Source organism: Actinacidiphila glaucinigra (genome assembly GCF_035918135.1).
GTDB lineage: Bacteria > Actinomycetota > Actinomycetes > Streptomycetales > Streptomycetaceae > Actinacidiphila > Actinacidiphila glaucinigra.
In genome coordinates, this window is sequence record NZ_CP109144.1 from 1732824 (window position 1) to 1746891 (window position 14068).

Annotated in this window: 11 protein-coding genes and 1 pseudogene; 5 read left to right on the forward strand and 7 right to left on the reverse strand. The window is 72.9% G+C overall.

Annotated elements, in window-relative coordinates:
• Positions 1-72 precede the first annotated feature (72 nt).
• The 3 genes and pseudogenes from OIE69_RS07705 to OIE69_RS07715 all read left to right on the forward strand — a co-directional run bounded on the left by OIE69_RS07705 (position 73) and on the right by OIE69_RS07715 (position 5010).
• Positions 73-537: an SAM-dependent methyltransferase gene (locus OIE69_RS07705; RefSeq protein WP_326571191.1), complete on the forward strand. Its 465-nt coding sequence runs from the start codon at positions 73-75 to the stop codon at positions 535-537.
• 281 nt (positions 538-818) lie between these two features.
• Positions 819-3976 (forward strand): annotated as a pseudogene (locus OIE69_RS07710) (carbohydrate binding domain-containing protein); the annotation flags it as partial.
• Between the two features lie 149 nt (positions 3977-4125).
• On the forward strand, positions 4126-5010 hold the full coding sequence (locus tag OIE69_RS07715) for a peptidoglycan recognition protein family protein (RefSeq protein ID WP_326571192.1): 885 nt from the start codon (positions 4126-4128) through the stop codon (positions 5008-5010).
• Between the two features lie 15 nt (positions 5011-5025).
• Here OIE69_RS07715 and OIE69_RS07720 read toward each other — a convergent pair whose 3' ends face one another.
• Positions 5026-6102, reverse strand: a complete 1077-nt coding sequence (locus OIE69_RS07720) for a PP2C family protein-serine/threonine phosphatase (RefSeq protein WP_326571193.1) — start codon at positions 6100-6102, stop codon at positions 5026-5028.
• A 38-nt stretch (positions 6103-6140) separates the two neighbouring features.
• Positions 6141-7160: an isopenicillin N synthase family dioxygenase gene (locus OIE69_RS07725; RefSeq protein ID WP_326571194.1), complete on the reverse strand. Its 1020-nt coding sequence runs from the start codon at positions 7158-7160 to the stop codon at positions 6141-6143.
• A 350-nt stretch (positions 7161-7510) separates the two neighbouring features.
• On the opposite strand from OIE69_RS07725, the gene OIE69_RS07730 reads away from it, so the two are divergent.
• Positions 7511-8884, forward strand: a complete 1374-nt coding sequence (locus tag OIE69_RS07730) for a tannase/feruloyl esterase family alpha/beta hydrolase (protein ID WP_326571195.1) — start codon at positions 7511-7513, stop codon at positions 8882-8884.
• A 2-nt stretch (positions 8885-8886) separates the two neighbouring features.
• On the opposite strand, the gene OIE69_RS07735 is transcribed toward OIE69_RS07730, so the two are convergent.
• A complete protein-coding gene (locus OIE69_RS07735; protein ID WP_326571196.1) occupies positions 8887-9429 on the reverse strand; it encodes an MOSC domain-containing protein in 543 nt (180 codons plus the stop codon).
• Between the two features lie 84 nt (positions 9430-9513).
• Between OIE69_RS07735 and OIE69_RS07740 the strand changes: the two genes are divergently transcribed.
• Positions 9514-10014, forward strand: coding sequence for a VOC family protein (locus OIE69_RS07740; RefSeq protein ID WP_326571197.1), 501 nt, complete (start codon positions 9514-9516; stop codon positions 10012-10014).
• Positions 10015-10038: 24 nt separating this feature from the next.
• Here the strand turns inward: OIE69_RS07740 and OIE69_RS07745 are convergent, their stop codons facing one another.
• The 4 genes from OIE69_RS07745 to OIE69_RS07760 form a co-directional block, all read right to left on the reverse strand.
• Positions 10039-10221 (reverse strand): hypothetical protein, encoded by a 183-nt coding sequence (locus tag OIE69_RS07745; RefSeq protein WP_089223440.1) that lies wholly within the window; start codon positions 10219-10221, stop codon positions 10039-10041.
• A 121-nt stretch (positions 10222-10342) separates the two neighbouring features.
• Positions 10343-10513, reverse strand: a complete 171-nt coding sequence (locus OIE69_RS07750; RefSeq protein WP_326571198.1) for a hypothetical protein — start codon at positions 10511-10513, stop codon at positions 10343-10345.
• Positions 10514-10577: 64 nt separating this feature from the next.
• The gene (locus OIE69_RS07755) at positions 10578-10967 is read right to left on the reverse strand and encodes a hypothetical protein (protein WP_326571199.1); all 390 of its coding nucleotides are present in this window, start codon (positions 10965-10967) and stop codon (positions 10578-10580) included.
• 1670 nt (positions 10968-12637) lie between these two features.
• Positions 12638-13978, reverse strand: a complete 1341-nt coding sequence (locus OIE69_RS07760) for an MFS transporter (protein WP_326571200.1) — start codon at positions 13976-13978, stop codon at positions 12638-12640.
• Positions 13979-14068: the final 90 nt, after the last annotated feature.

The window sequence follows — 14068 nt, forward strand, 5'->3', positions numbered from 1 at the left end:
CCGTCCGCAAAGTGATACCCATGTCTCACATAGTGATCAGCGAGAGCTGCGGACGGCAGCGGAGGAGCGCGCATGACGGCGATCGAGATACGGCCCGTGGGATGGGTGACGGGCGGCCGCGTACCGGTCGAGGACGACGGCTGGGGCGGCGTCGAGGCGGTGATCCGGCTGGACGGGGAGCGGTTCGGGCCCGAGGCGCTGTACGGCCTGGGCTCCTTCTCCCACCTGGAGGTCGTCTTCCACTTCGACCGGGTCCCCGAGGAGCGGGTCGAGACCGGTGCGCGCCACCCACGCGGCAACACCGGGTGGCCGCTGATCGGCATCTTCGCCCAGCGTGGCAAGAACCGGCCCAACCGCCTGGGCGTGTCGCGTTGCAAGATCTTGCGCGTCGACGGACTCGATGTCCACGTCACCGGGCTGGACGCGGTGGACGGGACGCCGGTACTCGATCTCAAGCCGTGGATGGCCGAGTTCGGGCCGCGGGACACGGCCTTCCAGCCCGACTGGGCCACCGAGTTGATGCGTGACTACTACTGAGCGTCCGCATGCGGGACCCCTTTACCGCCCTGTCATGTCTCAGTAATCTCATGAAGGTTCTTGCAGCAACTTGCAGGAAATTAGCGGCTGTTCCTTTCGTGGCGCGCGGGAGGGCCTGCCTCACCCGCACCGGCCGCCGCCCCCGGCGGCCCCTGCCCGAGGAGCCCCCGCATGACCCCACCCGCGTGCTCCGGCGCCATCGAGCGCTGCGAACCGTACTGTTGCTCGTCGGTGGCCTGCTGCTCGGCCTGCTGCCGACGGGCCTGTCCTTCGCCGCCACGTCGGCGACGGTCTACTACCGTCCCGCCTCCGCCTGGAGCACCGTCAACCTGCACTACGCGCCCACGGGTGGTGCCTGGACCACCGTGCCGGGCGTCGCCATGGAGGCGGCCCGCGCCGGCTGGTACTCCAGGACCGTCGACCTGGGCGGCGCCGGCGGACTCTCCGCCGCCTTCACCGACGGCAGCGGCGCCTGGGACAACAACGGCGGCGGCGACTACCGGCTCGGCACCGGCACCAGCTCCGTCTCGTCCGGAGCGGTGACCACGGTCGACCCGTGCGCCGGCGCCGCACCGACCAGCGCCACGGTCTACTACGCGACCGCGGGCCGCGACTGGCCGTCGTACCACCTCCACTGGGCCCCCACCGGTGGCTCCTGGACCACCCCGCCCGGTACGCGGATGACCGCGGCCTGCACCGGATGGGTCAAACTGACCGTCGACCTGGGCACCGCGACGTCCTGGCAGGCCACCTTCACCAACGGCAGCGGCACCTGGGACGACAACGGCGGCGGCAACTACCGGCTCGGCACCGGCACGATCACGGTGAAGGACGGCGCCGTCGCCCACAGCGACCCGTGCGGCGGGACCGGGGAACCGGCCGGTCACGGCGCCACGGTCTACTGCGCCACGGACACCGTGGGCTGGGCCGCCTACAACCTGCACTGGGCACCGGCCGGCGGCGCCTGGACGGCCGTCCCCGGCGTCACCATGGAGGCCGCCTGCGCCGGCTGGGTGCGCAGGACCGTGGACCTGGGCACCGCGACGTCCTGGCAGGCAGCGTTCAACAACGGCAACGGCACCTGGGACAACAACGGCGGCGGCAACTACCGGCTCACCGAGGGTGTCAGCACGGTCAGGAACAGAGTCGTGACCCGGGACGCCGACGACCCGTGCGCCGCGTCCGAGCCGGACACGACGGCACCCACCGCCCCCACCGGGCTGACCGCGAAGGCGATCGGCACGTCGGTCGTGGTCAGCTGGACCGCCGCCACCGACGACACCGCCGTCACCGGCTACGAGGTCACCCGCACCGGCGGCACCAAGGGCACGTCGATCGCGCACGTCGGCTCGACCGTGACGAGCCAGACCGGCCTGGAGGAACGCACGGCCTACACCTACACCGTCAAGGCGCTCGACGCGGCCGGCAACGTGTCGGCCGCCTCCGCCCCCGCCGCGGTCACCACCGGCGAGGCCCCGCGCACCACCCCCGGCGAACCGCTGGGCGGCGACCCGCGCAAGGACCCGATCTACTTCGTCCTCACCGCCCGCTTCCACGACGGCGACGCCTCGAACAACCGCGGCGGCAGCCAGCACGTGAAGTCCGGCAACGCCGCGGGCGGCGACCCCATGTTCCGCGGCGACTTCAAGGGGCTGGTCGACAAGCTCGCTACGTCAAGGGCCTCGGCTTCTCCGCGATCTGGATCACGCCCGTCGTCCTCAACCGCTCGGACTACGACTACCACGGCTACCACGGCTGGGACTTCTACCGGGTCGACCCCCGCCTGGAGTCGGCCGGCGCCTCCTACCAGGACCTGATCAACGCCGCGCACGCCAAGGGCATCAAGGTCTACCAGGACGTCGTCTACAACCACAGCTCGCGCTGGGGCGCCGAGGGCCTGTTCACGCCCACCGTGTACGGCGTGCGGGACTCCCAGTGGAGCTGGTACTACGACGGTAAGCAGGACGGCTTCGAGTACGACGGCCTGACCGTCGAGCCGGTCTCCGGCAAGTCGTACTACAACGGCGACCTGTGGTCGACCGCCGAGCCGGCCGGCAACACCTGCGTCAACTGGGGCGTCCCCACCGGCGGGAGGAGCCCCGAGGGCTACACCCTCTACAACTGCCAGTGGTCGAGCCCGACCTCGGGCATGTTCCCCTCGAAGTACTACCACCGGTGCTGGATCGGCAACTGGGAGGGCGAGGACTCCCGCAGCTGCTGGCTGCACGAGGACCTGGCCGACTTCAACACCGAGAACCCGCAGGTGCAGAACTACCTCATCGGCGCCTACGACAAGTACATCGGGATGGGCGTGGACGGCTTCCGGATCGACACCGCCGTGCACATCCCGCGCGTCACCTGGAACCGCCGCTTCCTGCCCGCCATATACGACGCGGTCACGGCGCGGTTCGGCGCGCAGAAGGCGAAGGACTTCTTCGTCTTCGGGGAGGTCGCGGCCTTCGTCAACGACAAGTGGAACCGCGGCTCCGTCAACCACTCGGCGCAGTTCTACGCCTGGAAGGAACGCAGGACCTACAGCGACGACGACGCCACCGCCGCACTGGAGCAGTACACCTACGAGGAGCAGCTCGGCACCGGCGACCAGCCGGTCTCCGACAACGCCTTCCTGAACGGCAACAGCTACCACACCCCGGACCGCAGCCGGTTCTCCGGGATGAACGTCATCGACATGCGGATGCACATGAACTTCGGCTCCGCGTCGAACGCCTTCAACAACGGCAAGGACTCCGACGACAGCACCAATGACGCGACCTACAACGTCGTCTACGTCGACAGCCACGACTACGGACCCAACAAGTCGTCCTTCCGCTACGCCGAGGGCACCGACGCGTGGGCCGAGAACATGTCGCTGATGTGGACCTTCCGCGGCATCCCGACGCTCTACTACGGATCGGAGATCGAGTTCCAGAAGGGCAAGCAGATCGACTGCGGCCCGAGCTGTCCGCTGGCGTCCACGGGCCGCGCCTACTACGGGACGCACCTGGAGGGCGAGGTCACCGCCTCCGGCTTCGGCAGCGTGAGCTCCGCGTCCGGACAGGTGGCCACGACCCTCGCGCAGCCGCTGGTCAAGCACGTGCAGCGGCTCAACCAGATCCGGCGGGCGGTCCCGGCGCTGCAGACGGGCCAGTACTCCACCGCCGGGGTCGGCGGCGAGATGGCCTTCAAACGCCGCTTCACCGACGCCGCCACCGGGGTGGACAGCTTCGCGCTGGTCACGGTGAGCGGCGGCGCCACGTTCACCGGGATCCCCAACGGCACGTACGAGGACGCGGTGACCGGCGCGGTGAGGACCGTGACCGGCGGGAGCCTGTCGGTCGACGCGCCCGGCAAGGGCAACCTGCGCGTGTACGTCCTCGACCTGGGCGGCGGCAACGCCGCGCCGGGCAAGGTCGGCTCGGACGGGCCCTACCTGAGGTGACGGACCGGACCCGCCGCCGCGGTCGTCACCGCGGCGGCGGGTCCGGGGCACCCCGGGACATCCGGGCAGCGGGGCATCCGGGTGAGGTCCGCGGTCCGCCCGGCGTGTCCTCCCCCCGCGTGCCGGTCATATGAGCTGATGTTCATTTCATGGGTTCACACCGTGCGGCCAAACACGCGCGCCGCCGCGCGGCCGGACGTCCGCGCCGTGCCACGCGCGTCTGGGCCACGGCCGCGGGGACGGCCGGCGTCGTCGCCGTGGCCGCCCTCGGGGTGCACAGCGCGATCATCCACACCGACCCGCCCACCGTCCACGCCCGCCCCGCGCCGAGCCCGCAGCTCATGCCCTTCCCCGACCTGGCCGCCCGGGCCAGGCTGCAGCGCGTACCGCTCTACCCGGCCCACGAACCCGCCATCGTCCCGCGCAAGAGCTGGGGGGCCGACGAGTCGCTGCGCACCGAGCCCCCGCACTACAGCACCACGGTCAAGGCCGTCTTCCTGCACCACACCGACAGCGGCAACGACTACCGGTGCAAGGACGTGCCGCGGATCATCCGGGACATCTACTCGGGCCACATCCAGAGCCGCCACTGGGACGACGTCGCCTACAACTTCTTCGTCGACAAGTGCGGCACGATCTACGAGGGGCGCGCCGGCGGCTCCGACCGCCCCGTCACCGGGGCGCACTCGATCGGTTTCAACAAGGACACCATGGGCATCGCAGCGATCGGCACCTACGACGCGAAGGGCAGCGTCCCGCAGGAGATGGCCGAGTCGATCGCCCGGATCGCCGCCTGGAAGCTCGGGCTGTCCGACATCGATCCCCGGGGCGAGGTCGGCCTGGTCTCCAGCAGCAGCAAGAGCCGCTTCAAGAAGGGCAAGCAGGCGGTCTTCCACGTCATCGCGGGTCACCGCGACGCCTATATGACCGACTGTCCCGGCAAGGAGCTGTACGCCGAGCTCCCGGAGATCCGCACCGAGGCCGCCAGGCTCCAGGGCCGCCCCCCGCTGCGCGCCGCGAAGAGCAAGGGCTGACCGGCCCCTCCCGTGTCAGCGGGGGGCGAGCGCCAGCAGCGCGACGTCGTCGCCGACCGCGCCGGCGTACCGTCGCAGGTCCTCCCAGACCGCGTCGACGACCGCCTCCGGGGAGAGGTCGGCGCCCTCCGCCAGCCGGTCGGCGAGGCGTTCGGCGAGCGGGTAGAAGGTGCCCGAGGCGTCGCGCGCCTCGGTGACGCCGTCGGTGTACGCGAGGATCACGTCGCCCGGCAGCAGGGTCACCACCGACGGCAGGGCCGGCGCCTGTCCGGGTAGGCCGGCGCCGAGCGGCGGACCGGGATCGCACTCCAGCTCCCGCACCTCGCGGTCGCGCAGCAGCAGCGCGGGCGGGTGCCCCTGGCAGACCAGCCGCACCCGTGACCCGTCGTCGGGGAACTCCAGCAGCAACGCGGTGGCGAACAACTCGGCGTTCCCGGCGGCGTCCAGGGAGAGCCGCCGTTCGAGGCGCCCCGCCACACCGCGCAGCTCCCGCTCGTCGAGCACCCCCTCGCGGAAGGCGCCGAGCAGCGCCGCGACCGTGCCGACCGCGGCGAGGCCGTGCCCCTGGACGTCGGCGACCAGCGCCCGTACGCCGTAGGGCCCGGGCCGTACGTCGTACAGGTCGCCGCCCACCAGGGTGCCGCGCTGCGCGGCCCGGTACAGGGCGGCGCAGCGCACCCGCCCCACGGTGCCGGGCACCGGGGCGAGGACGGCGAGCTGCGCCGCCTCGGCCACGGTCCGGGCCAGCACCAGGCGGCCCCGGAAGCGCTGCTGCAGCGCGGCGATGACCACGCTCAGGGCGCCGATGAGGACGACGGCGCCGAGTTCGGCACCCACCAGCGTCCCCGAACCCACGACGGGCAGTTCCATCACGACCACGACGGCGACGGCCATCACGCCGGTGCCCGCAACACCGTAGGTGAGCGCGGCGAGCGGGGCCACCGCCGCGTAGTAGGCGCCGAGCTCTACATCGCCGGGGGTGACGCCCTGGGCCAGGATCAGCGCGGCGAGAAGGACGACCGGGAGCAGGCGCAACCAGCGCGGCGGTGCGCCGATCCGCAATGTGCCGTCCTCGGCCGGAGCCGTGCCCATGCAGGCACCGTAACCGCGGGCGGCGCGGGCCGCGCGTCTCAGCCGGTGGGCGCGGCCGCCGCCCCGACGAGCTCCGGGTGGTGCCGGCGGGCGACCTCGGGGTGGGCGCGCAGCCAGCCCTTGAGCTCGTTGCGGCCGTACTCGGCGAAGAGGGGGTTGGCCGGGTCCCGGGTGGCGCCGGGGGCGCGGTGGGCGTGCTCGAACGGGAGCGGGGCGACGCGCGCGTCGAGGCGCGGGTTGTAGAAGAAGGGCACGGAGTAGCGTTCGCGGGCGCCGGCCGGGCTGACCACGCGGTGGTTGGTGGCCTTGAGGTAGCCGTCCGTGGCGACCTCCAGCAGCTCGCCCAGGTTGACGACGAAGGCGCCGGGCAGCGGCGGCACGTCGTGGAAGCGGCCGTCGGAGCGCTCCACCTGCAGGCCGCCGACCTCGTCCTGGAGCAGCAGCGTGAGGAAGCCGTAGTCCTTGTGCGCGCCGACCCCCTGGTCGTCACCGGTGGGTGCGGTGCCCGGGTACCGGACGAGCTTGAGGTGCAGGTGCGGCTCGTCGGCGAAGGCCGCGTCGTAGAAGTCCTCGGGGGCGCCGATGGCGGCGAGCAGTTCGTGCAGCAGCCGGTGGGCGACGCGGCTGAGCCGGTCGATCCAGGCCAGCGAGAGTTCGCGGAGCTCGGGCAGGGTCCCGGGCCACTGGTTGGGGCCCTCCAGCCACCAGTACGCGGGCTCGCCCGCGGCCGGGACGTGCTGTGGGCGCTCGGCGCCGATGTCGAGCTGGTCGCGCCAGTCCCGGCTGCCGCCGGTGCGCTCCTCGCCGGTGCGGGTGTAGCCCCGGAAGTGGGGGGAGTTCAGGTTGCCGATGGCGAGCCGGTCGGCCTCGGGCAGGGCGAAGAACGCGCGGATCGCCCGCATCAGTGCGGCGGTCTCGTCGGCGGTCACGCCGTGGCCGGTGAGCTGGAAGAAGCCGACCTCGTGGGCGGCGGAGTGCAGTTCGCGGTGGAGGCGGGCACGTGCCTCGGGGCCGCGGTCCGCCGCGGAGAGGTCGATCACGGGGAGCTGGAGCGTCATGGTGTGTTGTCCGCAGGGTGAGGACCCGGCACGCCGGTGGTGACCGGACGCTGCGCTGCGCTGCCCTGGTGGGGCGGCGTCGCGGGGCCGAGTGGGAGGAGGGGTCGGGGTGGGATCAGCCGCTGCGGCGACAGGACATGCTCGTGACGCGGACGAAGTCCACATGACGGCGGCGCACGAGCAAGAGCATGGGCCAAGGGTACTGCGCAGCGTCATCCTCGTCGGTGACGCATGTCACGCCGCCCCATGAGCCGGTCCCCACGGGCGTGGGGCGACGCCATGGCCGCTCCGGGGACGGACGGGCCACGATGTGGCGGCAGCCATCCCCGACGTGCAAATGGAGGCTCCCCATGCGCCCCTGGAGAGGCGTCCCCCTGCTCGCCGCCGCCCTGCTCGCGCTCGGCGCGGCCGCGGTCCCCGCCGGTGCGGAGGCGGCCTCCGGTACGGCAGGGCACTGCGCCCGGCTGGACCGGGTCACCGTGCCCGGCGCCGAGCGTCAGCAGAAGGCCTGCCTGCCCGACATGACGACCACCGCGCTGGCGGGCACCGCGTACACCGACACCGCCGACCAGGCGGGTCTGGCGGCGGCCGGCACGACCCGCCCGTCCGGCGTGCCGGGAGTGCAGGTCGACGGCTACTTCCCCGACACCTCGGGCTTCAACACCACGCACGGCTGGCGGCACGACGCCCAGTTCGTGCTGAGGCTGCCGGACCGCTGGAACGGCGGCCTGATCGTCACGGGCGCGCCCGGCACCCGCAAGCAGTACTCGCTCGACGTCCTGATCTCCGACTGGGCGATCGCCCGGGGCTACGCCTTCGCCTCCACCGACAAGGGCAACAGCGGGCCGGACTTCTACACCGACGGCCGCCGCCCGGGTGACGCGATGGCCGAGTGGAACCGGCGCACGACCCAGCTCACGGTGGCCGCGAAGGCGGCGGTGGCCTCGCGCTACGGCCGCACGCCGCACCGTACGTACATGACCGGCATCTCCAACGGGGGCTACCTCACCCGCTGGCAGCTGGAGCACCACCCGGCGCTCTACGACGGCGGCGTGGACTGGGAGGGCACGCTCTGGACGGCGGACGGCCCCAACCTGCTGACCTCGCTGCCGGTCACGGTGGCCCGCGCCCAGGGCCGGGCCGGCGACGCCGACCTGCTGGCGGCGGGCTTCGCGCCGGGCTCGGAGTTCCTGTGGGCCTACCACCAGCAGGCCTACTGGGGCCTGACGCAGAAGGTGTACCGCGCGTTGTTCGACCCCTCGTACGACCTCGCCTGTCCGGGTGCGAGCGCGGGTGCGACCGTGCCGGAGATCCTGGCGCCCTGCGCGTCGGACGCCGACTACGACTACGCGGCGCGCCCGGCCGCCGTGCACCGGGCCGTCGGCCGGGTGTCGCTCACCGGACGCATCGGCAAACCGATGATCACCCTGCACGGCACGCTGGACACGCTGCTGCCGATCGCGACCGACTCGGACGTCTACGCCCGCATGATCGACTCCGCGGGCCGGGGCGGGCTGCACCGGTACTACACGATCGAAGGCGGCAACCACGTCGACGGCCTGTACGACACCTATCCGGACCGGCTGCGCCCGATCCTGCCCTGCTACCGGGCCGCGTTCGACGCACTGACCTCATGGGTGGAGCGGGGCCGCACGCCGCCCACCGACCGCACGGTGCCCCGGCCGGCCGACGGCGACGTGGTCGACTCCTGCGCGCTGTCCTGAGGTCAGACCCGCTCGAGCGGACGGTGCGGCCCCTCGGGGAGCTCGACGACGATCGGGTCGCCGGGCCGCACCTCCCCGCCGTGCAGGACCACGCCCATGATCCCGCCCTTGCGGACGACGGCGCCGTGCTCGTCCCGGCCGACGACCTGCTTGAGCAGGCCCTGCTGGAAGCCGTCGATCTGCAGGCAGGGGTTGCGCAGCCCGGTCACCTCGACGACGGCCTGATCGCCGAGCCGCAGCCGTGTCCCGACGGGCAGGCCCAGCAGGTCGATGCCGCGCGTGGTGACGTTCTCCCCGAGCTCACCCGGGGCGACCGCGAAGCCAGCCGTGGACAACTCGTCGTGGAGTTCGCCGTGGATCAGATGGACCTGGCGCAGGTTGGGCTGCGTCGGGTCCTGGGCCACCCGCGACCGGTGCTGCACCGTCACCCCGAGATGGGCGTCGCCTTCCACGCCGAGCCCCGCCAGCAGACGGATCCTGTCGCGGACGGGCTTGCTGAAGTGGTGTCCCTCGTCACGGCTGACGGCGGTCACGGTCGCGGTCATGCTCCCCCTCGGTCGGTCGAACGCCCGATCATTCTAACGAAAGACTTCATTGAACTTTCAACGATAGCGGCGTAGTCTGAGGCCATGCCTGTTCGCCGTCTGAACCACGCCGTTCTCTACATCCGTGACGTCGCCCGGTCGGTCGAGTTCTACACCGCCGTGTTCGGCTTCGAGGTCGCCGCGGAGATCCCCGGCCGCGCCGCCTTCCTGAGCGCCGAGGGCACCCTCAACGACCACGACCTCGGGCTGTTCGCCATCGGCCCCGACGCACCCGGCCCCGAACAGGGCCGCGTCGGGCTCTACCACCTGGCCTGGGAGGTCGGCACGCTCCGCGAACTGGCCGACACCGCCCGGCTGCTCACCGAGCGCGACGCACTCGTCGGCTCCAGCGACCACCTCGTGTCGAAGTCGCTGTACGCCAAGGACCCGGACGGCAACGAGTTCGAGGTCATGTGGCGCGTCCCCCGCGAGGACTGGCCCGAGGGGCAGGGAGTGACCCGTCCCCTCCCCCTCGACCTGCAGGCGTCGCTGGACCGCTGGGGCCCCGACCTCGGCACGGGTGCCGCCGCGGGCTCCGTCACCTGAGGGACGACCGCGGCCCGCGCGCCGTCACTTGCCGATCTGCCGCCTGCCGGACCGGCGCAGCCTGCGCCGCTGGGAAGGATCCAGGGTGAGGTAGGCGGCCACGGGGACGCCCACGATGATCAGCAGCGCCAGCCACGCCGGCAGCACCCACAACAGGATCAGGCCGACGGCCACGCCGCCGACGGCGACCTTCGCGCGATTGGACATCTTCCCGCCTCCGTCTGCGGCACGTGCCGCACTCACTGGGGTAAACGCGGCATCACGCGCGACGGTTCCCCCGTACGGCGCGCCCTGCCCGGCACCGGGCAGGGGCGCGACCGCCGGGGTCTCACTCGTGGTGGCGTTCGGTCAGTTCCCTGGGTTCCTCCGGGGGCGCGTCCGGCGCCGTCGCGCACTCGGGGGTGGTCTCCGGACGGTCGGCGGCGGCCGGCCGTTCGCGGTCACGGGCCGCCTCGGCGCGCACGAGCGCGCCCAGGGCTGCGTAGATGTCCACGGGCATGGCGGGGGTCCTCCTGCGGGGTTCGTCCTGCTGACGGGCATGGGGCTGCGACGGCAGGGCCCCGTCAGCAGCGCAGGACGAGGTGCAGGTGGTCCGGTCTGCCCGCGGGGGCGACGTGCCGGGCGGGGCCGCGGAGCGCGGCGCCGACGGGGTCCGGGGGGCAGGTGTCGTGGACGGCGTCCGCCGCGTGCCCCTGGACGGTTCCGGCCCGTTGCTGGGGGCCGGCCTGCGGGGCGGTCCGCCGCCCGACGCTCGCCGGGAGGTGGTGCGTCTGCTTGCCCCGGTCGTCCGTGGCGGCGGCCACTGCCGCCGTCGGCTCCGGCGGCTGCAGGGCCGCGACCCCCGGTGCGCACAACGCGTGGAGCAGGCACACCAGCGCCGCGAAAAGCCCGACCGCGGCCCCTGCGAACCCTGCCGGGACCCGACGGGGACGTCCCGCTGCGGCATGCGGCATGCGCTGCTCCTCCGGATGCGTACCCCCCACTCTTAACCGGCCGCGCACCGGAACCCCGTGGCTCACTACGCTGATCGACTCACGCGTTCACCCGGCGGACGCAATGTGGGGCGCTGCGGGTGCGTCGTGGTTGCGGTTGGGGTTTCTCCCCCGCCCTCCCTCCCCCAGCCTTCGGCCGGGGGGACCCCCATCCGGCGCGGTTGGTGCGGGCCTCGCGCGGTTCGTGGTGGGCCGGGAGCGGGGCCTCCGGGGCTGGGCATTCTGTACCGCACATTTATGTGCATGACGGGCGGTACTTGTCGTGGCCGTCTGTGCCGCACAACAAATACACGTCAGCGTCCAGAACGCCCACCCCTACGACCCCGCCCCTCCGTATCGCGGGCGACCAACGGCCGGTGGGGGGTGATGGGGGGCGCCCCTCCCCGCACCGCCGGGAGCTGCCCGCAGTAGGGGTCTCCCGGCCGCAGGCCGAGCGAGGGTGCGCGCACTGGTGGCCGGGGGCACCTCCCACGGGACGGCTGACGCACCTCGCCCACCGGCGCTCCAGGGCTTTGCCTATGTCACGGCGACGCCGAAGGCCGCCAGGCGGCAGATCACGACGAGCGCCGAAGTGGGGACGACCCTCGCCGCCGGCGGGCGGCCGACCCGCAACCAGGTTCAGTCTGGGAACCACACCGAATGAGGCCGCCCCTGAGCGAAGGCCGAAACAGGGCGGCACACGCACACGGCAACGGGCCGCTCAACAGGGCGCGCCCTACCGCCGGCATCGGCCCGAGCACCCCGAAAGACCTTCCGGCCAGATCCACCCCATGATCATCACGCGAAGCCGACGCGGGCCTCAGCCACCACCCCCAGCTACCAAAGGAAACTGCCCCCATGGAGCACCAGACGGCCGTGGGCGTTCAGCAAGGCACGGGCGGCAACCCCGGACCGCCCTCTACCCCCCTCCGGCCGTCAGTCGCCCCGTCATACGGAGGGGGCGGGGTCGTAGGGGTGGATGTTCTGGACGCTGCGGGATATTTGTGTGCGGCATCCGGGGCTCCGACATGGACCGCCCGCCATGCACGTAAATAACCCAGTCCAGGACGTGCAGCCCCGGAGGCCCCGCCCCCGGCCCACCACGCACCCCGCGAGGCGTTCACTGACCGCGCCGGATGGGGGTCCCCCCGGCCGAAGGCTGGGGGAGGGAGGGAGGGCGGGGGACAGCCCGCCGCAGGCGCAACGCACCCGCACACACCCACCCGGCAGCCCGGGGCAGCCGCCCGCAGGCGCAAACAACCCGCACACAACAACCAGGCAGCCCGGCGCAGCCGCCCGCAGGCGCAACGCACCCGCACACACCCACCCGGCAGCCCGGCGCAGCCACCCGCAGGCGCAAACAACCCGCACACGACAACCAGGCAGCCCGGGGCACCCGGACCGCAGGCGCAACGCACCCGCACACACCCACCCGGCAGCCCGGCGCAGCCACCCGCACACGGGGACGGCGCGCCGGGGCGGTCCCCTCGGCCGCCGCGCGTGCCGCGCCCGGTACGATCAGGGCGGCACTCCGCCCGGAACCTCGCGGACGTGCCCCCGCCCCCCGTGTGCCCGACCGGGACGGGGCGGCGGCCGGGTCGCCGCCGGGAACCGCCACAGCGGAGACGGGGCGCTCGGCACCACTCCCCGGCTCAGGCCCCCCGGTACCGGGTGAAGGCCGGGAACGCCGCCGCGAGGCCCAGCATCACGACCACCACGAGCACACCGCCCACGGCGACCGCGCCACGCGTCCCGAACGCGGAGCCGGCCGTGCCGTGCAGGAGGTCGGCCAGCCGGGGACCGCCCGCGACCACCACGGTGAAGACGCCCTGCATGCGCCCGCGCATGTCGTCCGTCGCGACCGACTGCAGGATGGCGCTGCGGAACACCATCGAGACCATGTCCGCGAATCCGGCCAGCGCCAGGAATCCCGCGGCCCACCACAGGCTGCCGCTGAGCCCGAGTCCGGTGATCGCCGCGCCCCAGCCGCAGACAGCGATGACGACCATCAGGCCGTGGCGCTTCGCGCGGGAGAAGGTGCCCGAGAACAGTCCGCCGGCGACGGCGCCGATGGGAATGGCCGCGTACAGCAGGCCGAGTGCGAAGCCCTCGTTCCAGGAGGCGTAGGTGGTGTCGGCGAGCTGCGGGAACAGGGCGCGCGGCATGCCGAAGACCATGGCGACGATGTCGGCGAGGAAGGACAGCAGCAGGATGCGCTGCGCGGTGATGTAGCGGAAGCCGGCGCCTACCTCGCGCCAGCCGCCGCGCCGGGCGACGGGCGCGCCGTTCGCCTCCAGGGGCGGCAGCGCGGGCAGCCGCCACACCGCCCACACGGTCGCGGTGAGGGCGATCGCGTCGAGGAGGTAGAGGTCGGCCAGGCCGATGACGGGTATGAGGACGCCGGCGAGCAGCGGGCCGACGATCAGGCCGGTCTGCATGACGGTCGAGCCGAGCGCGATGGCGGCGGGCAACTCCTCGGCAGGCACCAGACGGGCGATGGCGGCGCTGCGCGCGGGGGCGTTCATGCCGGCCGCCGCCTGCTGGGCGGCGAGCAGCACCATGAGCAGCCAGACGGAGTGCGCGCCCGCAAAGGCCTGCACCCAGAAGAGCAGCGAGGTGACGGCGATGGCGATGTTCGTGAGCAGCATCAGCTTGCGTCGGTCCACGCTGTCGGCGACGGCCCCGCCCCACAGGGCGAACACCACCAGCGGGACCAGCCCGGCGAGGCTGGAGTAGCCGACCCACGCGGACGAGCCGGTGATGTCGTAGATCTGCTTGGGCACGGCGACGGCGGTGAGCTGGCTGCCCACGGCGGTCACGGTGGTGGAGCTCCACAGGCGGCGGTAGGCGGGGTGGCGCAGGGGGCGGGTGTCCATGAGCCAACGTCGCCGGCGGGCGCTGCTGTCCTCTGCGGCTGTGGCGGCCGCCGTGACGCGCTCCGCGGTGGGTTCGTCGGCGGGGGCGTCCTCGGCGGTCTTCTTGCTGCTGTCCACGGGTGCTGTTGCTTCCTCGTACAACTATCGCTGACCCGCTGACACTACCCGCCCGCCCTCACCGGGCGTGAGGGCGGACGGGCAGGGCCG

What these genes read in the sequence shown, in the direction of transcription:
- OIE69_RS07705 (WP_326571191.1), top strand. Translation starts at nt 73, where the DNA reads ATGACGGCGATCGAGATACGGCCCGTGGGATGGGTGACGGGCGGCCGC.
- OIE69_RS07715 (WP_326571192.1), top strand. Translation starts at nt 4,126, where the DNA reads ATGGGTTCACACCGTGCGGCCAAACACGCGCGCCGCCGCGCGGCCGGA.
- OIE69_RS07720 (WP_326571193.1), bottom strand. Translation starts at nt 6,102, where the DNA reads ATGGGCACGGCTCCGGCCGAGGACGGCACATTGCGGATCGGCGCACCG.
- OIE69_RS07725 (WP_326571194.1), bottom strand. Translation starts at nt 7,160, where the DNA reads ATGACGCTCCAGCTCCCCGTGATCGACCTCTCCGCGGCGGACCGCGGC.
- OIE69_RS07730 (WP_326571195.1), top strand. Translation starts at nt 7,511, where the DNA reads ATGCGCCCCTGGAGAGGCGTCCCCCTGCTCGCCGCCGCCCTGCTCGCG.
- OIE69_RS07735 (WP_326571196.1), bottom strand. Translation starts at nt 9,429, where the DNA reads ATGACCGCGACCGTGACCGCCGTCAGCCGTGACGAGGGACACCACTTC.
- OIE69_RS07740 (WP_326571197.1), top strand. Translation starts at nt 9,514, where the DNA reads ATGCCTGTTCGCCGTCTGAACCACGCCGTTCTCTACATCCGTGACGTC.
- OIE69_RS07745 (WP_089223440.1), bottom strand. Translation starts at nt 10,221, where the DNA reads ATGTCCAATCGCGCGAAGGTCGCCGTCGGCGGCGTGGCCGTCGGCCTG.
- OIE69_RS07750 (WP_326571198.1), bottom strand. Translation starts at nt 10,513, where the DNA reads ATGCCCGTGGACATCTACGCAGCCCTGGGCGCGCTCGTGCGCGCCGAG.
- OIE69_RS07755 (WP_326571199.1), bottom strand. Translation starts at nt 10,967, where the DNA reads ATGCCGCATGCCGCAGCGGGACGTCCCCGTCGGGTCCCGGCAGGGTTC.